20 protein-coding genes and 1 tRNA gene are annotated in these 18,722 nt (G+C 63.9%); 17 read left to right on the forward strand and 4 right to left on the reverse strand.

Going from position 1 to position 18,722, the window contains the following annotated elements:
• Window positions 1-35: 35 nt before the first annotated feature.
• Window positions 36-1,022, forward strand: a complete 987-nt coding sequence (locus RD110_RS10210) for a CobD/CbiB family protein (protein ID WP_076199108.1) — start codon at window positions 36-38, stop codon at window positions 1,020-1,022.
• Between the two features lie 7 nt (window positions 1,023-1,029).
• On the forward strand, window positions 1,030-2,112 hold the full coding sequence (gene hisC, locus RD110_RS10215; RefSeq protein WP_157900118.1) for a histidinol-phosphate transaminase: 1,083 nt from the start codon (window positions 1,030-1,032) through the stop codon (window positions 2,110-2,112).
• On the opposite strand, the gene rsgA is transcribed toward hisC, so the two are convergent.
• From rsgA to RD110_RS10230, 3 genes are read right to left on the reverse strand one after another with little or no spacing between them, the layout of a single operon-like run.
• A complete protein-coding gene (rsgA, locus tag RD110_RS10220) occupies window positions 2,109-3,053 on the reverse strand; it encodes a ribosome small subunit-dependent GTPase A (protein ID WP_076199110.1) in 945 nt (314 codons plus the stop codon). The genes hisC and rsgA overlap by 4 nt on opposite strands.
• A 9-nt stretch (window positions 3,054-3,062) precedes the next feature.
• A complete protein-coding gene (locus tag RD110_RS10225) occupies window positions 3,063-3,398 on the reverse strand; it encodes a 4a-hydroxytetrahydrobiopterin dehydratase (protein WP_076199112.1) in 336 nt (111 codons plus the stop codon).
• The gene (locus RD110_RS10230; protein WP_157900119.1) at window positions 3,395-4,717 is read right to left on the reverse strand and encodes a M48 family metallopeptidase; all 1,323 of its coding nucleotides are present in this window, start codon (window positions 4,715-4,717) and stop codon (window positions 3,395-3,397) included. Before RD110_RS10230 ends, RD110_RS10225 begins: the two co-directional genes overlap by 4 nt.
• A 37-nt stretch (window positions 4,718-4,754) precedes the next feature.
• Here RD110_RS10230 and orn point away from each other — a divergent pair, with 37 nt between their 5' ends.
• The 6 genes from orn (at window position 4,755) to RD110_RS10260 (ending at window position 11,584) form a co-directional block, all read left to right on the forward strand.
• Entirely contained in the window at window positions 4,755-5,363 is a 609-nt protein-coding gene (gene orn, locus RD110_RS10235) for an oligoribonuclease (protein ID WP_076199114.1), read from the forward strand.
• Window positions 5,364-5,612: 249 nt separating this feature from the next.
• Window positions 5,613-7,544: a DEAD/DEAH box helicase gene (locus tag RD110_RS10240; protein WP_076199116.1), complete on the forward strand. Its 1,932-nt coding sequence runs from the start codon at window positions 5,613-5,615 to the stop codon at window positions 7,542-7,544.
• A gap of 134 nt (window positions 7,545-7,678) precedes the next feature.
• Complete coding sequence (locus tag RD110_RS10245) at window positions 7,679-9,106, forward strand: sensor domain-containing diguanylate cyclase (protein ID WP_076199118.1); 1,428 nt, start codon at window positions 7,679-7,681, stop codon at window positions 9,104-9,106.
• 6 nt (window positions 9,107-9,112) lie between these two features.
• Complete coding sequence (gene tilS, locus RD110_RS10250; protein WP_076199119.1) at window positions 9,113-10,084, forward strand: tRNA lysidine(34) synthetase TilS; 972 nt, start codon at window positions 9,113-9,115, stop codon at window positions 10,082-10,084.
• A 105-nt stretch (window positions 10,085-10,189) separates the two neighbouring features.
• Window positions 10,190-11,458 (forward strand): aspartate kinase, encoded by a 1,269-nt coding sequence (locus RD110_RS10255; protein WP_076199121.1) that lies wholly within the window; start codon window positions 10,190-10,192, stop codon window positions 11,456-11,458.
• Window positions 11,459-11,491: 33 nt separating this feature from the next.
• Window positions 11,492-11,584 (forward strand) — tRNA-Ser (locus RD110_RS10260).
• Here RD110_RS10260 and RD110_RS10265 read toward each other — a convergent pair.
• Window positions 11,552-11,905 (reverse strand): YdaS family helix-turn-helix protein, encoded by a 354-nt coding sequence (locus tag RD110_RS10265; RefSeq protein ID WP_076199123.1) that lies wholly within the window; start codon window positions 11,903-11,905, stop codon window positions 11,552-11,554. The genes RD110_RS10260 and RD110_RS10265 overlap by 33 nt on opposite strands.
• A 113-nt stretch (window positions 11,906-12,018) precedes the next feature.
• Here RD110_RS10265 and RD110_RS27860 point away from each other — a divergent pair, with 113 nt between their 5' ends.
• The 9 genes from RD110_RS27860 (at window position 12,019) to RD110_RS10310 (ending at window position 18,631) form a co-directional block, all read left to right on the forward strand.
• Window positions 12,019-12,303: a hypothetical protein gene (locus tag RD110_RS27860; RefSeq protein ID WP_157900120.1), complete on the forward strand. Its 285-nt coding sequence runs from the start codon at window positions 12,019-12,021 to the stop codon at window positions 12,301-12,303.
• A 158-nt stretch (window positions 12,304-12,461) separates the two neighbouring features.
• A complete protein-coding gene (locus RD110_RS10270; protein ID WP_157900121.1) occupies window positions 12,462-12,956 on the forward strand; it encodes a hypothetical protein in 495 nt (164 codons plus the stop codon).
• A gap of 136 nt (window positions 12,957-13,092) precedes the next feature.
• Window positions 13,093-13,371 (forward strand): hypothetical protein, encoded by a 279-nt coding sequence (locus RD110_RS10275; RefSeq protein ID WP_076199125.1) that lies wholly within the window; start codon window positions 13,093-13,095, stop codon window positions 13,369-13,371.
• 78 nt (window positions 13,372-13,449) lie between these two features.
• Complete coding sequence (locus RD110_RS10280) at window positions 13,450-13,848, forward strand: hypothetical protein (protein WP_076199127.1); 399 nt, start codon at window positions 13,450-13,452, stop codon at window positions 13,846-13,848.
• Entirely contained in the window at window positions 13,838-15,310 is a 1,473-nt protein-coding gene (locus RD110_RS10285; RefSeq protein ID WP_157900122.1) for a virulence factor TspB C-terminal domain-related protein, read from the forward strand. Before RD110_RS10280 ends, RD110_RS10285 begins: the two co-directional genes overlap by 11 nt.
• A gap of 3 nt (window positions 15,311-15,313) precedes the next feature.
• Window positions 15,314-15,604 (forward strand): DUF2523 domain-containing protein, encoded by a 291-nt coding sequence (locus tag RD110_RS10290; RefSeq protein WP_076199131.1) that lies wholly within the window; start codon window positions 15,314-15,316, stop codon window positions 15,602-15,604.
• Window positions 15,601-16,698, forward strand: a complete 1,098-nt coding sequence (locus RD110_RS10295) for a zonular occludens toxin domain-containing protein (protein WP_076199133.1) — start codon at window positions 15,601-15,603, stop codon at window positions 16,696-16,698. The genes RD110_RS10290 and RD110_RS10295 overlap by 4 nt, the downstream gene beginning before the upstream one ends.
• Window positions 16,699-17,283: 585 nt before the next feature.
• A complete protein-coding gene (locus tag RD110_RS10305) occupies window positions 17,284-18,210 on the forward strand; it encodes a rolling circle replication-associated protein (RefSeq protein WP_157900123.1) in 927 nt (308 codons plus the stop codon).
• 10 nt (window positions 18,211-18,220) lie between these two features.
• On the forward strand, window positions 18,221-18,631 hold the full coding sequence (locus RD110_RS10310; RefSeq protein WP_076199139.1) for a hypothetical protein: 411 nt from the start codon (window positions 18,221-18,223) through the stop codon (window positions 18,629-18,631).
• The last annotated feature ends 91 nt before the right edge of the window (window positions 18,632-18,722 follow it).

Genomic DNA, 18,722 nt, shown 5'->3' on the forward strand with positions numbered 1-18,722 from the left:
CGCGCCGGCGCGGCCGTGTCGTTATCATCGCCCTCATGAGTTTTTTCGCGATCATGTTTGCGTTGCTGATCGAGCAGGTGCGCCCGCTCTCACGTGACAATCCGATCCACAGCCTGCTGCGCACCTGGGTGCGCGGCACGAGCAGCAATTTCGATGCGGGCAAGCCTGTCCACGGCTGGCTGGCATGGTCGCTGGCCGTGCTCGTGCCGACCCTGATCGTGCTCGGCGTGCATTGGCTGCTGGTGTGGTCGCTGGGCTGGCCGGTGGCGGTGCTGTGGAACGTGGCCGTGTTGTACGTGACGCTGGGCTTTCGCCAGTTCAGCCATCACTTCACCGACATCCGCGATGCGCTCGATGCGGGCGACGAAGTGCTCGCACGCCAGTTGCTGGCCGACTGGCAGCGCGTCGACGCCACCGAGCTGCCACGCAGCGAAATCGTGCGCCATGTGATCGAGTATTCAGTGCTCGCCGCGCACCGCCACGTGTTCGGCGTGTTGTGCTGGTATTCGGTGTTGGCGGCCTTCGGTCTCGGGCCGGCCGGGGCCGTGTTCTACCGGCTCGCCGAATTCACCTCGCGTTACTGGCAGTACAAGAACACCGTGGACCAGCAACCCGCGAGCGCCGCGCTGCGCGGCGTCGCTGCCGGGGCCTGGACGGTGATCGACTGGCTGCCCGCGCGCATCACCGCGCTGGGCTTCGCGGTCATGGGCAGTTTCGAGGACGCGATCGACAGCTGGCGCAACTACGCCCAGCGGTTCCCCAACGACAACGACGGCGTGATCCTCGCCGCCACCTCGGGCGCGCTCAACGTGCGGCTGGGTGGCGAGGCCTTGAAGACGGTGTTCAGCGCTTCCACCTCCCACACCTTCGAGGCCGATGTGGTGCAGCAGGACACCGAATCCACGCCGGGCCGCGACCCGGAACTCGGCCACCTGCGCAGCGTGGTCGGCCTGGTGTGGCGCACCGTGGTGATGTGGATGGGCCTGCTGGCGCTGCTCACGCTCGCGCGGCTGCTGGGTTGAGCCTGCGGTGCTGAGTCCATCCCCCTTCTGGAGCCCGCGTGTGCACGGGCTCGTGCCTTATGTGCCGGGTGAGCAGCCCAGGCTGGCCAACCTGGTCAAGCTCAACACCAACGAGAACCCGTACCCGCCTTCGCCACGCGTGGCCGCCGCCATCCAGGCCGCGGTGCAGCAGGGTCTGCAGCTCTACCCCGATCCCGACTCCACGCTGCTGCGGCAGGCGGTGGCGGCGCACCATGGCCTGGCGGCAGACCAGGTGTTCGTCGGCAACGGCTCCGATGAGGTGCTGGCCCACGCCTTCTTCGCGTTCTTCCAGCAGCGCGGTGCGCCCTTGCTGCTGCCTGACGTGACTTACAGCTTCTACCAGGTGTATTGCGGGCTCTACGGCATTCCGATGGAAGTCGTGCCGCTGGCCGATGGCTTGCGCGTCGACGTCGAGGCGCTGGTGGCGCCGGCGGGTGTCGAGGTCGCCGGCGTGGTGATCGCCAACCCGAACGCGCCCACCGGCATCGGCCTGCCGCTGGCAAGCATCGAGCGGCTGCTGCAGATGCACCCGGGCCGCGTCGTGCTGGTCGACGAGGCCTATGTGGACTTCGGCGGTGAAAACGCGGTCGGCCTGGTGGCGCAGTATCCGAACCTGCTGGTGGTCCACACGCTGTCGAAATCGCGCGCCCTCGCGGGTCTGCGCGTTGGCGTGGCCTTCGGGCAATCGCCTTTGATCGACGCCCTGGAGCGCGTGAAGAACAGCTTCAACTCCTATCCGCTCGATCGCCTGGCCCAGGCCGGTGCTACCGCAGCCTATGAAGACCGCGCCTACTTCGACGAGAAGCGCGCGGCGGTGATGCACAGCCGCGAAGGCCTGTCGCTGCAGCTGGAAGACCTGGGTTTCGAGGTGTTGCCGTCGCAGGCCAACTTCGTGTTCGCGCGGCACCCGTCGCACGATGCGGCCGGCCTGGCCGCCAGGCTGCGTGAGCGCGGCGTGCTGGTGCGGCATTTCCGCCAGCCGCGCATCGCGCAATACCTGCGTATCAGCATCGGCACGCCGCAGCAGTGCGACGCCTTGCTGCAGGCGCTGTCCGAAATCCTTCGTTAGTACCGCGGGCCCTGGCTCAGTTCGGCGAAAAGATCGCCGTAGATCTTGTAGCGCCGCGGGCTGATGCTGTCTGCCTCGTCGCCCGGCTTCACCGCCGCGATCACGCCGCAGCCCGGTTCGTGCAGATGCGTGCAGTTGTAGAACTTGCAGCCCGCGATATGGCGCTTGATGTCGGGCATGAAATCGGCCAGGTGGCGCGCGTCGACATGGTGCAGGCCGAATTCCTGGAAGCCCGGCGAATCGATCATCGCCGTGCCGGCTTCCTTGTCGACCCAGTACAGCGTGGTGCTGGTGGTCGTGTGTTTGCCCGTGTTCAATGCCTGCGACAACTCGCCCGTGGCCACCAGCGCGCCGGGGATGAGCTGGTTGATCAGCGTGCTCTTGCCCGCGCCGGAGGGGCCGAGCACCAGCGTGGTCTTGCCCTTGAGCCGTTGGGCGAGCTCGCCTGAGCTCTCGCCGCCGGTCTTGAGCGACAGCGGCAGCATGTCGTAGCCCATGGCGCGGTAGGGCGCGAGCCAGCCCCAGGCGCGCGTGAAGGGCTCGCCCAGGTCGCTCTTGTTCAGCGCGATGATCGGCGGGATGCGCTCGGCCTCGGCGGCGATGAGGGCGCGCGAGAGCTGCGTTTCGGAGAACTCGGGTTCGGCCGCGATCAGGATCAGCACTTGGTCCAGGTTAGCCGCGAACGACTTGGTGCGGATCTCGTCCTGCCGGTAGAACAGGTTGCGCCGCGGCTCGAGCTTCTCGATCGTGCCGTCGTCGCCCTGGCCCTGACCCTGGCCTTGCGCCGCCGCCAGCCACAACACGTGGTCGCCGACCACGGCCGTGCTTTTCTTGCCGCGCGGGTGGCAGATGCGGCGCGTGCCGTCCGGGGACTCGACGATGCAGTGGCGGCCATGGGTGGCGACCACCAGGCCCGGCGCGAGGGCAGGGCGGGCGCTCAAGCCACGACCCTAGACAAGCAGGCCGTCCACGAGCGCCGCGCACTCGAAATCGGTGGATGAAACGCCGGCCACGTCATGCGTGTTGAAACGCACCACGCAGCGGTTGTAGAACACGGCAAGCTCGGGATGGTGGTCCTGCGCGTTGGCGATGAAGGCCACGGCGTTGACGAAGGAAATCGTCTCGTAATAGTTGGCGAAGCTGTAGCTCTTCTCGATGGCCAGGTCGGCCCCGTCGCCGTGCAGCTTCCAGCCTTCGATCTTGGCCAGGCTTGCTACGATTTCCGTAGCTTTCAACGCCCGCCGCTTCTGCGTGGACCAGTCTTTTTTCTTCAAAACGCTGCTCATGCCGCAATGCCTCGAGTTGCTGTCTGGGATACGCCCTGGGTCATGCGCGCCAGCCGTTCCGAGGCGGGCGGGTGCGAGTAGTAGAACTTCACGAACACCGGGTCGGGCGTGAGGGTGGAGGCGTTGTCCTCGTACAGCTTGAGCAGCGCGGCCGACAGGTCGGCGCCGCTGGTCTGGGCCACGGCATAGGCGTCGGCCTGGAACTCGTGTTTGCGCGACAGGCGGGCCGACAGCGGCGAGACGAAAAAGCTGAACAGCGGCACGGCCATCAGGAACAGCAACAGCGCCAACGCGTCGTTCGGGCTGCCATCCACCGCCGGCATGACGCCCAGGCCGGTGTAGAACCAGGCCTGTCCCGACAGCCAGCCCAGCAGGGCGAAGCCGACCAGGCTCAGCGCGAACATGGTTGCGATGCGCTGGAGGATGTGCTTGTGCTTGAAGTGGCCGAGTTCGTGGGCCAGCACCGCGTCGACCTCGCCTGGCGAGAGCTTGGCCAGCAGCGTGTCGTAGAACACCACGCGCTTGGCCGCGCCGAAACCGGTGAAATAGGCGTTCGCGTGGGCGCTGCGCTTGCTGCCGTCCATCACGAACAGGCCCTTGGCCGCGAAGCCGCAGCGCTGCATCAGCGCGGTCACGCGGGCCTTCAGGGTTTCGTCCTCGAGGGGCTTGAACTTGTTGAACAGCGGCGCGATGAAGGTCGGGTAGATCATCAGCAGCAACAGGTTGAAGCCCATCCAGGTGCACCAGGCCCACAGCCACCACAACCGGCCGGCCGCGCCCATGAGCCAAAGGATCAGCGCCGCGATCGGCAGGCCGATGAGCGCGCCGACCAGGCTCGACTTCAGCGCGTCGGCCAGCCACAGCTTGAAGGTCATCTTGTTGAAGCCGAAGCGCTCTTCGATGACGAAGGTCTGGTAGAGCGTCACCGGCAGGTCGATCAGCCCGCCGATGACCACGAAGGCCAGCAGCAGCGCCAGTTGTTGCCACATGCCGCCGCCGAGCCAGCCCAGCAGCGCCTGGTTCAGCGCGTTCAGGCCGCCGAGCAGGGTCCAGCCCAGCAGCACGGCCGCGCCCAGGGCCAGCTCGATCAGGCCGAAGCGCGCCTTGGCGATGGTGTAGTCCGCGGCTTTCTGGTGGGCCGCCATGGTGATGGTGCCGGCGAACGGCGCGGGCACGGTGTCGCGGTGCCGGGCCACGTGGCGGATCTGGCGCGAGGCCAGCCAGAACTTGACCAGCAGGCCCAGCAGCAGCGCGGCGGCGAAGGCCAGCGTCAGCGCGTTGGAGGGTGTCAAAAAAGCGGTTTCTTCGGGGGTGGGCATCAGGGCGAAGTGTAGGCCATCGGCGACAATCGCCCCCATGGCCGAACCGAACACCCCGAGCACCACCGGCTTGACGCCGGAACCCAAACACCTTGCCAAATCCGACCAGAACCTGATCTGGCTCGACTGCGAAATGACCGGCCTCGATCCGGACAACGAACGCCTCATCGAAATCGCCGTGGTCGTCACCGGCCCTAGCCTCGAGCCCCGCATCGAAGGCCCGGTGCTGGTGATCCACCAGTCCGACGCCCAGCTCGACAAGATGGACGCGTGGAACAAGGGCACGCATGGCCGCAGCGGGCTGATCGACAAGGTCAAGGCCTCCACCCTCACCGAGGCCGAGGCCGAGCAGCAGCTCATCGATTTCATCAAGCAATACGTACCCAAAGGCAAGTCGCCGATGTGCGGCAACACCATCGGCCAGGACCGGCGCTTCCTCGTGAAATACATGCCCAGGCTCGAGGCCTTCTGCCATTACCGCAACCTGGACGTGAGCACGCTCAAGGAGCTCGCCAAGCGCTGGCGGCCCGAGGTGGCGGCGGCGTTCAAGAAGAAGCAGAAGCACACGGCGCTGGCCGACGTGCACGAGTCGATCGAGGAGCTCGCGCATTACCGCGAACATTTTTTGCGGCTCACGCCGTCCTGATTGCAGAAAGCTTTAGGTAAAAACCCGAATCCGGCTTATAATTCGAGGCTGCACTGAAATCACGGTGCACTTTGCACATCTCCCTTCATGCACCTGGCGCACAAAGTTGCGTCAACCAGTACCGGCCAGAGATCACCACAAGATCGCACTGGCCTCCAAAGGTACCGGCTCCGTTTGATGGTTGATGTTTTTTAACCATTTGACGGGCCTCGCTGCAGCTCCTGCGGCGTTTCCGTGGATTGAAATTAAATGAACGACTCCTTTGACGTCGCGGGCGATTTCGTGCCTGCATCCGACTTTTCCTCCTCCAGCAACGACACCTTCGTCACCGAGACCCTGCAGTCCGATGCCGAAGCCGTGGTGGCACAGCCCGAAGTCCCGAACGGCTTCGTGACCCTGGGCCTGGCCCCTGAACTGGTGCAGGCCGTAGCCGACCTCGGCTACACCCAGCCCACCGCCGTGCAGATGCAGACCATTCCGATGGCCATGCAAAGCGAGTCCGCCCGTTTCGTCGACCTGATGGTCTCCAGCCAGACCGGCAGCGGCAAGACCGCCGCCTTCCTGCTGCCCGTGCTGCACACGCTGCTCAAGCAACAGGCCGAAGCCGAAGCCGCCGAACGCGCCGAATTCGAAGCCGCCGTGGCCGAAGCCGCTGCCAAGGGCGAACCCGCCCCGAAGCGCGCCAAGCGCAAGGACCCGACCAGCGCGCGCAACTTCAAGGCCGCCACGCCCGGCGCCCTGATCCTGTGCCCGACGCGCGAACTCGCCCAGCAGGTGGCGCATGACGCCATCGGCCTGGTGCAGCATTGCCGCGGCCTGCGTATCGCCAACGTGGTCGGCGGCATGCCTTACCAGTTGCAGATCGCCAAGCTGCAGAACGCCAACCTCGTGGTGGCCACGCCCGGCCGCCTGCTCGACCTGCAGCGCTCGCAGCAGATCAAGCTCGACCAGGTGCAGTTCCTGGTGGTGGACGAAGCCGACCGCATGCTCGACCTGGGCTTCTCGGACGACCTCGCCGACATCAACCAGATGACCATCGGCCGCAAGCAGACCATGATGTTCAGCGCCACCTTCGCGCCGCGCATCCAGCAACTCGCTGCCCGTGTGATGCGCGAACCCCAGCGCGTGACCATCGACAGCCCGCAGGAAAAGCACGCGAACATCAAGCAGATCCTGTTCTGGGCCGACAACGCCCAGCACAAGCGCAAGCTGCTCGACCACTGGCTGCGCGACACCACGATCGCCCAGGCCATCGTGTTCGCCAGCACCCAGATCGAGTGCGACGGCCTGGCCAACGACCTGCAGCAGGAAGGCTTTAGCGCCGTGGCCTTGCACGGTGCACTGAGCCAGGGCCTGCGCAACCGCCGCCTGATGGCGCTGCGCCAGGGCCAGGTGCAGATCCTCGTGGCCACCGACGTCGCCGCCCGCGGCATCGACGTGCCGAGCATCAGCCACGTGTTCAACTTCGGCCTGCCGATGAAGGCCGAGGATTACACCCACCGCATCGGCCGCACCGGCCGTGCCGGCCGCGACGGCATCGCCGTGACCTTTGCCGAAATGCGCGATCGCCGCAAGATTTTCGACATCGAAAGCTACAGCCACCAGCAGTTCAAGGCGGAAGTGATTCCGGGCATGGAGCCGCAGCAGCGCCAGCCCGATTCGCGTCCTCCGCGTGCCGGCTTCGGCGGCCGTGATGGCGCGCCGCGTGGCCGCAGCTTCGGTCCTTCGGGCCGCGGTGATGGCGGTTCGCGTGGCGGTTTCGGTGGCGGCAACCGCGAAGGCGGTGGCGGCTACGGCGGCGCCAGCGGTTTCAACGACCGCAACAGCCGTCCGCCGGCACGCACCGGCGGCTACCAGGGCAACCGCGACAACAACGGCGGCGGCTTCGGCGGCGGCTTTGGTGGTGGTGCACCGGCCGGCGGTGGTTTTGGCCAACGCGAAGACCGTGGCGCGCCGCGCCGTGGCTTCAACGAAGGCTTCTCCGCACCGCGTGAAGACTTCGCGCCGCGTGGCGAGCGTGGTGATCGCAATGACCGCGGTAACGACCGTGGCGGTTTCGGCGCCGGCCGTCCTGCCGGCAAGCCTGCTTTCAGCAAGCCCGGCGCACCGGCCGGCCTGGGTGGCAAGGTCTTCGTGCCGCGTGACGCGGCCAAGAAGCGCCTGGTGAAGCCAGCCCGCTGATCCGACGTTTTCCATGAAAGCCAGGCCACCGAGTGGCCTGGCTTTTTTTCGTCCGGCACGATGCCAGGAGTCACAATACCCGCAGGAGGATTTCACGCGTGGCCCATTCGTCAACAGAGACCGATTTCGAGCACATGTTCGAGATGGCGCCGGTCTCGCTATGGCTCGAGGATTTCAGTGCGCTCAAGCAACTGTTCGACACCTGGCGTGCGGAAGGTGTCACCGACCTGCGCGCGCACCTGAGCGTGCATCCCGAGTTGTTCCCGCAGTGCGCGGCCGCGCTGAAGATCCTCAAGGTCAACCGCCGCACGCTGGAAATCTTCGCCGCCGCGAGCCAGGAGGAACTCGTCTCCCGGCTCGACGACGTGTTCCGTGGCGACATGTTCGACCACATGGTGCAGGAGCTGTCGCAGCTCTGGGACGGCCAACTCGGCTTCTTCAGCAAGACGGTGAACTACGCGCTCGACGGCCGCCGGCTCGACGTGGAGATCCAGGCCACGGTGCTGCAGGGCCACGAAGCCAGCTGGGACCGCGTGCTGCTGTCGCTGCAGGACGTGACCGAGAAGCTGCGCACCTCGCGCCAGCTGGTGCAGAGCGAGCAGCACGGCCGCAACCTGTTCGACTACTCGCCGGTGTCGCTGTGGGTGGAGGATTTCAGCGCGGTGAAGCGGCTGATCGACGGCGTGCGCGCCAACGGCATCCAGGACTTCCGCACCTTCATGAACGTGCACCCCGAGTTCATCACGCGCTGCATGCAGGAGATCCGCGTGATCGACGTGAACCAGCAGACGCTGTCCATGTTCGGCGCCTCCACCAAGCAGCTCCTGCTGACCCGGCTGGGCGACATCTTCCGCGACGAGATGCGCGACTCCTTCGCCGAGCAGCTGCTCGACCTCTGGCAGGGCAAGACCACGCAATTCCGCGAGGTGGTGAACTACGGCCTTTCGGGCGAGGCCATCAACATCCACATGCAGTTCGCCGTGCTGCCCGGCCACATGGAAGACTGGGACCTGGTGCTGGTCTCGCTGGTCGACATCACCGCGCGCAAGAAGGCCGAGGCCTACCTCGAATACCTGGGCAAGCACGATTCGCTCACGCAGTTGCGCAACCGCGCGTTCTACATGGACGAACTCAACCGCCTGTCGCGCAAGGGGCCGTGGCCGGTGAGCGTGCTGGCCATCGACCTCAACGGGCTCAAGCGCGTCAACGACGAGGATGGCCATGTGGCCGGCGACGCCTTGCTGCGCCGCGCGGGCGAGGTGCTGGCCAAGGTGGTGAGCCCGCAGTCGGTGGCGGCCCGCATCGGCGGCGACGAGTTCGCCGTGCTGCTGCCCGGCGCCGACGAACGTGCGGCCCAGGCGGTGATCGAGCGCATCGGCACCATCCTCGAGATGAACAACCAGTTCTATTCGAGCCACAAGCTCAGCATGGCCATCGGCACCGCCACCTGCCACGCGAGCGACCAGCTCGAGGCCACGCTGATCCGCGCCGACCGCGCCATGTACGTCGAGAAGGCGCGCTACTACGTGGACAACCACATCGAGCGGCGGCAACACGCGTAGGTCTTCATGCGCAGCGCATTCGATGCCGCGATCCAGGCCTTCGAGCCCGCGCTGCCGCTGCTCGTCGGCTTCAGCGGCGGTGCCGATTCCACGGCCTTGCTGATGGCCTCGGCCGCGCGCTGGCCGGCGCAGGTGAGGGCACTGCACGTGCACCACGGCCTGCAGCCGGCCGCGGACGATTTCGCGCGGCACTGCGAGGCCTTCTGCGCCGCGCTGCAGGTGCCGCTGACCGTACGCCGCGTGCACGCCAGGCATGCACCGGGGGAAAGCCCGGAGGATGCGGCGCGCATCGCACGTCACGCAGCTTTCATGGCCGTATCGCAGGATGGATCGGCGCAACCTGCTATCAAGTCAATAGCGCTTGCACACCATGCCGACGACCAGGTCGAGACCTTGCTGCTGGCCCTCACACGCGGCGCCGGCCTGCCGGGCCTGAGCGCGATGCCGGCCGCCTGGCAGCGCGACGGGCTGCAATTCCACCGCCCGCTGCTGGCCGTGCACGCGGCCGACATCCGCGCCTGGCTCGCCGAGCGTGGCGTGGCCTACCTCATCGATCCGAGCAACAGCGACGAACGCTACACGCGCAACCGGATCCGCGCCCGGCTGCTGCCCGCGTTGGATCAGGCTTTCCCCCAGTTCCGCGAAACCTTCGCGCGCAGCATCGGCCATGCGGCGCAGGCGCAGTCCCTGCTCGACGAACTGGCCGCGCAGGACCTGGCCGAGGTCGGCTCGCCGCCCGCGATCCGCCGGCTACAGGCCTTGTCCGGCGCGCGGCAGGCCAACCTGCTGAGGCACTGGCTCAAGGCCTCGCACGCCACCATGCCCAGCGCGGCGCAGCTGCAGGAGGTGCTGCGCCAGGTGGCGGCCTGCACCACGCGTGGTCACCACATCGAACTCAAGGTGGGCGCGGGGCGGCTGGTGCGCCGGGGCCCTGTGCTGGATTGGTACAATCCCGGGGCTTTGCCCCCCGCCGATTGAAGCCGTCACGAGCGGTCTTCCCGAAAGCCTCGGGCCGTGTCCAGGCCTCGCCCCTAGCTATCTGTCCGGCGAGGCGTTTCGTTTCCAACCGTCCTTCATCACTTCATGGCATTGATCGTTCATAAATACGGCGGCACGTCGATGGGCTCGACCGAGCGCATCCGCCTTGTTGCCAAACGCGTCGCCAAATGGGCTCGCGCCGGCCACCAGATGGTGGTGGTGCCGAGCGCCATGAGCGGCGAAACCAACCGCCTGCTCGGCCTGGCCAAGGAATTGGCGCCGGGCAAGCCCGACGCCGCCTACAACCGCGAGCTCGACATGCTGGCCGCCACCGGTGAGCAGGCCTCCTCGGCGCTGCTGGCCATTGCGCTGCAGGCCGAAGGCATGGAGTCGGTGAGCTACGCCGGCTGGCAGGTGCCCATCAAGACCGACGACGCCTACACCAAGGCCCGCATCGAGTCCATCGCCGACGACAAGGTGCGCGCCGACCTGGCCGCCGGCAAGGTCGTGGTCATCACCGGCTTCCAGGGTGTGGACGAAGACCTCAACGTCACCACGCTCGGCCGCGGCGGCAGCGACACCTCGGCCGTGGCCGTGGCCGCCGCGCTCAAGGCCAACGAATGCCTGATCTTCACCGACGTGGACGGCGTCTACACCACCGACCCGCGTGTCGTGCCCGAAGCGCGCCGCCTGCAGACCGTGAGCTTCGAAGAGATGCTCGAAATGGCCTCCATGGGCTCCAAGGTCCTGCAAATCCGCTCGGTCGAATTCGCGGGCAAATACAAAGTGCCGCTGCGCGTGCTGTCCAGCTTCACGCCGTGGGACATCGACGTCGACGTCGAGGCCAAGTCCGGCACCTTGATCACTTTTGAAGAAGACGAAAATATGGAACAAGCCATCGTTTCCGGCATCGCGTTCAACCGCGACGAAGCCAAAATCTCCGTGCTCGGCGTGCCCGACAAACCCGGCATCGCCTACCAGATCCTCGGCGCCGTGGCCGACGCCAACATCGACGTCGACGTGATCATCCAGAACGTCAGCAAGGACGGCATCACCGACTTCAGCTTCACCGTGCACCGCAACGACTATGCACGCACCATCGACCTGCTGAAGGAAAAGGTATTGCCCAGCCTCGGCGCCAAGGAAGTCACCGGCGACGCCAAGATCTGCAAGGTCAGCATCGTCGGCATCGGCATGCGCAGCCATGTGGGCGTGGCCAGCAAGATGTTCCGCTGCCTGAGCGAGGAGGGCATCAACATCCAGATGATCTCCACCAGCGAAATCAAGACCTCGGTCGTGCTCGACGAAAAGTACATGGAGCTCGCCGTGCGCGCGCTGCACAAAGCTTTCGATCTGGACCAGACCGCGGCCTGAAACCGCGAATTTTCATGAGATAATCAGAGGATTGGAAACGTGACCGAGTGGCCGAAGGTGCTCCCCTGCTAAGGGAGTATGGGGTGTAGAGCCTCATCGAGGGTTCGAATCCCTCCGTTTCCGCCAAGATACCCCCTGTGAGCTTTCGGCTTGCAGGGGTTTTTTGGTTTTTGGGTCGAAGCTTTCATAGATGGCAATCACCTGCTGTTTAACTTCGGCTTTGTAGTCGTCGCTCTCGTCCAGCTGATCGGCTAGGTAGTCAACGATGGCTCGGCGCGGGTCTTCGCCTGCGATCTTGGCGATCTGGATTCGTCTCTCCAGGCCGCATATCTTTTTCCCCGTTTTGTAGTTGCTGATGTGCTGTGGTGCCACATCCAGCATCCGTGCAAGCTCGGCTTGGCTCCCCACTACCTCCACGGCCTTTTCGATAGTTAACTTCAATGACATGCGGTGCTCCTGCGCTTGTGTGTATCCCTTAAAAAGGTTACATTGCTGTAACCCCAAATAGGGATATGTAACCCTACCTCGGGTAATTATCGATCAACCTCACGGAGCCACCTGTGAAAAATCCCGACGACACGCACACCCCCGACCTTTTCGGAGTCTCCCCCGGCGCAAACGACAACGCCGCGTTGGTGGCTCAACCGGCAGAGTCCGGCCGGGGGGTCTCCACCCTGATCGTTCCTACGTCTGATGTGTATTTGTCGATGAGCCCTGATGCTCGGCGCCTTCACTCCGATAAATGGGAGTTGGTTGAGGGTTGCAACGGCACGGTGAAACGTCAGCGCTTCTATGAGCGTCGTGTCCTCGCCGCTGCTGCTCGGCTGATCGGGGCGGGGCTATGAGGCGCTACATCCCCTTCTTCGGCGCCTGCTTCGCATCGTTCGTCCTCGGCGCCCTGGTGCAGGCCTCGACCTTCGATGCGCCCGTGTGCGTCCAGTCGCTGCCATCTGTTTGGATGCAGCCCGGGGCCTATCCCCTCCCTGAGCCGAAGGCCCCTTGAATGAATTTCGCCCAACTCAATGCGCGGCGTGTTCGTCGTCAGATGCGCGAACTGTTTCTGGCGCAACTCGGCGAGTTGTCGGCCGCGCAAGTCTTCCTTGAGGAACCGAATATGAACCTTGCCTTAGTCCTTGCGCGCAGGGTCTACGGCAGTGCTCCTGCTGCGTCCCATGAGGAAACCACCATGCAATCTCTGATCCAAATTTTCAAGCTCGATGAAGTCAAAAAGGGCATCGCCAAGAAAACCGGCAACCCGTACGAGATCCACACCGCGCAGGCCGCGCTGATCGATGAAAACGGCCAAATCGATACGGTCGGCGTCCTCGACATCCCGCCCGCATTGCGCGAGAAAGTGCAGCCCGGCCTCTACGCCGGTTCCTTCGCCATGAAGACCAATTTCCAGTCCGGCCGCATCGAGTCCGTTCTAACCGGCTTGGTGCCCCACGTGGTGCGCGCCGCGCCACCCGCACCGTCCACGCCTGCCGCAAAGGCCTAAGCCATGGCCGCGCATTACGCCTACCTCACGGGCTTGATGCTGGCCGCCATCCTCGGTGGTGGTGCGGTCGCGGTCTGGCTCGTCAGGGAGTTGAAGAAAGGTTAGAGATTTCAGACCGGATCAGGTCATCGCAGGGATGCGCCGCCTGATCTGGCCTGCAATTTCGCAGGGCTCCAACCAAGGAAAAACCATGTTCGTCACTCGCAAAGTCGCTCTCAAGTTCTCGGCCATTCCCGCCGCCATCTTGGCCGCTGCCGGTTCGGCAATGGCCGCTGCCCCGACCATCGATACCACGGCCGCGACCGATGGCATTGCCGCTGCCACCACGGCGGTCGGTGGTGTCATCGCCGCCATGATCACCTACCAAGTCGGCAAGTGGGCCCTCATGAAGGTCAAGGGTCTGTTCGGCCGCTGATCAGTCCGCTGATGCGAGGGGCCAGTGACACAGACCTGGTGATACCGGCCCTTCCTGTCAGTCGATTGGAGTAAACACATGGCTACCTGCGCAAGCTGGCAAGCGCCCTACGGGGATAGCGGATTTCAGGGCAACACCGTTGCGGAAGTCTGCGCAAAGGTCACGCAGGCGTACTGGTCGAACGAGGCCACGTGGAGCGTCAACGGCGAACAGTGCACCGTGGTGGACGGTGAGGCGTCGAACACCTACAACTATCCGAAGCAATGCGATGCGCCGACCTCCACGCCATCGGAAGGCAACACCATCAATTGCACCAGCGCGTGCACCGTCAGCCTCACGATTTCCCCGCCTGAACTCGATGCGGATCGCGTCCAGGCCGATCTGGTCCTGTGGGGCATGTGCCTTGGTTTCCTGGTCACGATCTGGGCGGGAAAACAGATCATCAACTTCTTTCGTACGGGGCGTTATGAGTCATGATTTCAAGCCAAGAAATATTGTTGGTCTACTCGCTCTGTGTTGCGGTCTGGCTTTTGTTTCGGTGACCCACGCCGCCGTCCAGACTGCTGACGGCTTCGAGAAATTCATGGTCAAGGTCACCGAGAACTCTGCCACCGTTGGCTTTGGCTCTGGCGGCACGGCCGTTGTGACCAGTGCACCTACGGCCCTGGGCGGCACTTCTGGTTGGACCATGGCCGAGAAATGGGGCGTTGGTAAGTTGGCGAGTGGCTCAGCCGCCGTTGGGCAGGTTGGGGAGGTAGCTCTCGCTGGTGGCAAGGTGCCCGTGACGCTCGCTTCGACGGTGAGTAAGGCCGGCGCGTTGAAGGCGTTCGGTAAGGCTGTTGGTGCGCTCGCAGGTGGTCCGCTCGGGCTCGCGCTGTTTGCGGTGCCTGCCGTCATGGAAGCGATGCAAGCGGCCGGGGTGTCCTCCAACATTGATCCCAATACGGGCTATCACAAGCCCGCCGCCCCGTTCAAGAAAAGCTTGTCGATTGACGGCTATACGTGGTGGGCAAACAAGGGCACGCCCTATCAGGCTCAGGCCGGAACTGCTTGCGCTGCTGCTCGTCAGAGCTTCGAGCTTTCTGTCCAGCTGTACGGGTCCGTCTATAAGTTTCGCCAGTGCGAAGAGTCGGGTATCTCCCTCGTCGCGAAGGACAATCCCAACTTCATTGCCTACATGTCGGCGGTGCGGGAAACGTCTACGACCTTGGAGACAAGGGAGGCCAATTGGGATGAGGTCAGGCCCGACTTTGAGTCCGCAGATTTTGACCTCGCTTCATTGGTCAAGGCACAGCTTGATGCGCGTGAGAAGGCGCAAAAGAACGGCATCGTGCCGTGGCCGACTGATGTCGAGTCCACCAAGGTGACAGGCCCTGCGACGATTCCGCCGATTACGGAAACGGAGACCACGACGCGCACGGTCGTCGGTCCTGATGGCATTACCCGCACGGAAGAGGTCACCAAGACAACGACCACCACGCGGCCGGTCACATACACCGATGAGGGCGTCAAGGTGCAGCCATCGGCCACGACCACGACCACGACAAAGCTGACCAACCCGGATGGCAGCAGCACGACGACGACTGATACGGAAACGACGACAAAGGACACGGATAAACCCGCTAGCGAGGACAAGGAAACCGACTTGTGCGTGCTGCATCCGGAAATCATTGCCTGCGCCAAGCTGGGCGATGCACCAGACGCTGAACAACTTCCAAAAGCGGAAAAGACCGTCACCTTCACACCGGTAGCCTTCCAGAGCAATGCCACGTGCCCCGCTGGCGTGCCCATCGACTACACGCTGTTCGGTCGTAGCGCCCACTACGTGATCCCCTTCGAACCGCTGTGCAACGCCGCCAGCACCTACATCCGCCCGTTGTTGCTGTTGGCCGCTGCCTTGGTCGCGGCGGGCATCTTCGTTGGCGGCTTGAAGGCGTAGAACATGGGAACCCTCGCGCAACTCTTGATGGGCCTTGTCGCCCCGATGGTCCTCCGGGGCCTCGCGGCGCTCGGCTTTACCGCAGTGACCTTCACCGGTGTTCAACTGGTCGTGGATCAATTGATCGCGCAGGCGCAAAGCTCATGGTCCGCTGTGCCGACCGCCATGCTGCAAATGGCCAGTCTCGCGGGCCTGCCTGAGTCCATTGGCCTGATCTGCGGTGCTTACATCGCGCGCATCACGTTGTGGTCAGCGGCCAATGCCACCAAGCTGCTCTTCACCGGCAAAACATGATCGATCTTTTCACCGGCAACCCTGGCGGCGGTAAGACCCTCTTGGCCGTCTCTGAACTGGCTGCGCTGTTCAAGCAATGGGAAAAGGACGGCACCACGGCCCGCGCCGTCTACGTCTGGGGCATCAAGGGCTTGACCCTGCCACACAATGTCATTGACGCGTGGCCGCTGACTGGTAAAAAGGGCGATGAGATACCGGTGGACAGCCGGGGCCTGCCGACCTGTGCACTCGCGATGGATTTCGGTGAGATCCCCGACGGCTCCCTGGTCATCATCGATGAGGCGCAGTACCTTTTTCCGATGCGTGGCCCGTCGGTTGGTCAGCCGGTGCATTCCAAGTTCCTCAACACGCACCGGCATGCTGGGCTCGATATTTGGCTGATCACCCAGCACCCAAAGAACCTCGATAACGGCGTGCGGCGTCTCGTCAACAAGCATCGGCACATTCGCCGCGTCTTCGGCTGGAACCGTGCCGTGATTTACGAGTGGGCGCATTGCGAGGATGGCTTGCAGGGCCTGAAACACGCGGTCATGGTCAATTGGACCTATCCGAAAAAGACCTTTGCGCTGTACAAGTCGGCCGAGATTCACACCAAGCAAGCCTTCAAAAAGCCGTGGTGGATGTGGCTCCCCGTGCTCATGATCCCCGTGGCGGTCTGGGCCGTGCCGCGTGTCTGGGATACCGTCGTCGGCGTCAAGTCCGGTAACGGCATCGTGCCATCGAAAAAGCCCGCTGAACCGCCGCCACGCCCCGCGCAGGCTCAACCCTTGGTAACCCCCTCCGCTACACCTGCGGCACCCGCACCGGTCGCGCCAGCGTCGTCGGCACCGGCTCCCGCGAAGTTCGCTGGTTGCGTCTCCATGCGGGGTGCCTGTAAATGCATTGATACCGCTGGTGAGCCGGTCGACAAGGAACCGTCGATGTGTCTCGATATCGTGGGCGCGAACCGCCCGGAAAAGCTGGCCGAGATTCCCGCATCGCTCAAGGAACACCATCCGCCGCCCCCGCCTAAGGGTTGGGTCGGTTGGGCGCCCGATACGGCGCCGCGGCGTACCGGGTCCACGGTGGCCGATGTCGTGGCCGCGTTCCGATGAAAACCGCCATGCAGGCCGCGAGGGGGCCTTACTTGAAAACCGCCACCAGCTCGAGCACGATTAAGCGTCTTCGTATCGCGCAGGGTATGACGCAGGTTCAGTGTGCCGCGCATTGCCGTGTGCCACTTCGCACCTTTCAGCGGGCTGAAGCAGACGACTATGTGGAGCGTTCCACCAAGCGGTCCATCGAGCGTGCGCTGGGGTTGTCTTGGTGAAAACCGCCATGCAGGCCTGGCGCTCTTCCTGGTTGCAGCAAGGGGGCCCCCAGCAAGCGAATAGCGATGCGGCACGGGGGGCGGGGTATGGGGTGCAACCCCATGGTCAACCTTGGCGGGCCGTGGCGCTGCCCGGCGTTCCGTCAGGCCATAGCCTGATGGCGCTCCCCCTCCCGATTCCCTTTCGTTCTGCGGCAGAGAGCGCAGGCTGCAGCGGCAAGCGGGCGCTGGCGACCGCGCCGCGCAGCGGCGCTAGATTTATCCCTAAGACACTTTGGCACATAGCGGGTTGAAACCCGCAAAAAGGTGAACCCGGCAACAGCGGCAAACTGTTCCGGGTTCTTGACAAACAGCGATACGAGCACTGTTCATGATCAGAATTATCGACCAATTGGGTAACCGTGTAAAACCCGGCTGTTCTCCGGCCCATCTGCGCCGCTGCGGTGCCCGCGCCTACCTCGGCAGGTCCGGCGATCACTTCAAGCTCAAGGCGACCGACCTCGGAAACGGGCACCTTGAGATCGTCGGCTCGCGCACCATGCTCTGGGAAGAACTCGATTGGCCCATCGGCCAGATTGCCGACCATCTCGACATGCTGGAGCGGCACGCCGAAGAACACGCCGAAGAGATCCGGCAAAAGCATGCCGAACAGGCCGCCAAACGGGCCAAGAAACGCGTTCGGCAACTGTGCAAGGGCATGGGGGCCGATACCCTGCTCACGCTGACCTATCAGGCCAATGAAACCGACATGGCCCGCTGCAAAGCGGATCTGAAGGAATTCAACCGCCGCATGCTGCGCCTGATTCCCGGCTTCCGCTTTGTCGCCGCGTTTGAACGACAAGACCGGGGCGCCTGCCATGTCCACATGGCCACGGAGCGCATCCCCGTTGAACTGCTGGCTAAGAACGGCACCAAGGTCAAGAGCTTCAACGTCATCCGCGCCGTGTGGCGTGGTGTCACCAAGGAACGCGGCGGCAACATCGATGTGCAGAACGCCAAACGCCGCATGCAGCGCACCCCGGCCCGCATCGCCAGCTACATCGCCGGCTACATCATCAAGGCGTTTGAAGAGGGCGAACTGGAGTCCAACCGCTGGACCAAATACGGCAATTTCGATGCCCCGCCGAAACCCGTGGATCTCGGCATCTTCCCGACCCTGGAAACCATGATCGCAGGCGGTTACGCGATCCTTTTCGATGGCCATCAGGTCGACGTGATGCGCCTGGACCGCTGGAAAGACTGGTTTGTCCTTTATGCTGAGCTGCCTCCTAAGCGCAGGGCTATGGCGGAGGTTTAAGGGGTCGCGAATGGGCATGCAGGATAGGGACTATTACCGCGAAGAATTTGCCCGAAAGCAGGGCATGCAATACGACTCGCGCCGCGCTCGCTATTCCAGGCGCCGGGAAGCTGATCGCGTCGTGGCGGACACGGATGAGGATCGGGAAATTCGAAAACCGCCGCTCAGGCCCCGCGTTGATCTCGGCGTTACCGATGGTCCGCCCGACCCTTGGGGTGCGTCTTGGCATTGGGTGGTGAAAGTGGCCGTGTGGGTTACGGTTCTCAGCTTGTTGTTCGGAGTGTTTAAGTTTTTAGAGCGTCGCCAACAGGAACAGCGCCGTGTGGAGCGTCAGCTTGTCGAACAGCAGCGTGTGATCGAAGAGTTGAAGCGCCAGAACGAGGCGTTGAAGCCCAAGCCAAAAATCGACTTCTTTAAGTAGCGTGCACTTTCACATTCAAGCAAATACGGTCTTTTTCTGGGCTTTGTCGGCAATACCGACCGGTAGCTTTTTTCCTCAACTACGAAGGAAA

The sequence above is a fragment of the Rhodoferax koreense genome (assembly GCF_001955695.1).
Taxonomy (GTDB): Bacteria; Pseudomonadota; Gammaproteobacteria; order Burkholderiales; family Burkholderiaceae_C; genus Rhodoferax_B; species Rhodoferax_B koreensis.

Excerpts from the sequence above, each read along its gene's own strand:
- RD110_RS10255 (WP_076199121.1), top strand. The coding sequence starts at position 10,190 with ATGGCATTGATCGTTCATAAATACGGCGGCACGTCGATGGGCTCGACC.
- RD110_RS10245 (WP_076199118.1), top strand. The coding sequence starts at position 7,679 with ATGTTCGAGATGGCGCCGGTCTCGCTATGGCTCGAGGATTTCAGTGCG.
- RD110_RS10280 (WP_076199127.1), top strand. The coding sequence starts at position 13,450 with ATGGCTACCTGCGCAAGCTGGCAAGCGCCCTACGGGGATAGCGGATTT.
- RD110_RS10270 (WP_157900121.1), top strand. The coding sequence starts at position 12,462 with ATGAATTTCGCCCAACTCAATGCGCGGCGTGTTCGTCGTCAGATGCGC.
- RD110_RS10290 (WP_076199131.1), top strand. The coding sequence starts at position 15,314 with ATGGGAACCCTCGCGCAACTCTTGATGGGCCTTGTCGCCCCGATGGTC.
- RD110_RS10305 (WP_157900123.1), top strand. The coding sequence starts at position 17,284 with ATGATCAGAATTATCGACCAATTGGGTAACCGTGTAAAACCCGGCTGT.
- RD110_RS10240 (WP_076199116.1), top strand. The coding sequence starts at position 5,613 with ATGAACGACTCCTTTGACGTCGCGGGCGATTTCGTGCCTGCATCCGAC.
- RD110_RS10295 (WP_076199133.1), top strand. The coding sequence starts at position 15,601 with ATGATCGATCTTTTCACCGGCAACCCTGGCGGCGGTAAGACCCTCTTG.
- RD110_RS10210 (WP_076199108.1), top strand. The coding sequence starts at position 36 with ATGAGTTTTTTCGCGATCATGTTTGCGTTGCTGATCGAGCAGGTGCGC.
- tilS (WP_076199119.1), top strand. The coding sequence starts at position 9,113 with ATGCGCAGCGCATTCGATGCCGCGATCCAGGCCTTCGAGCCCGCGCTG.
- RD110_RS10275 (WP_076199125.1), top strand. The coding sequence starts at position 13,093 with ATGCGCCGCCTGATCTGGCCTGCAATTTCGCAGGGCTCCAACCAAGGA.
- RD110_RS10310 (WP_076199139.1), top strand. The coding sequence starts at position 18,221 with ATGGGCATGCAGGATAGGGACTATTACCGCGAAGAATTTGCCCGAAAG.
- RD110_RS10230 (WP_157900119.1), bottom strand. The coding sequence starts at position 4,717 with ATGCCCACCCCCGAAGAAACCGCTTTTTTGACACCCTCCAACGCGCTG.
- RD110_RS10285 (WP_157900122.1), top strand. The coding sequence starts at position 13,838 with ATGAGTCATGATTTCAAGCCAAGAAATATTGTTGGTCTACTCGCTCTG.
- orn (WP_076199114.1), top strand. The coding sequence starts at position 4,755 with ATGGCCGAACCGAACACCCCGAGCACCACCGGCTTGACGCCGGAACCC.
- RD110_RS10225 (WP_076199112.1), bottom strand. The coding sequence starts at position 3,398 with ATGAGCAGCGTTTTGAAGAAAAAAGACTGGTCCACGCAGAAGCGGCGG.
- RD110_RS10265 (WP_076199123.1), bottom strand. The coding sequence starts at position 11,905 with ATGTCATTGAAGTTAACTATCGAAAAGGCCGTGGAGGTAGTGGGGAGC.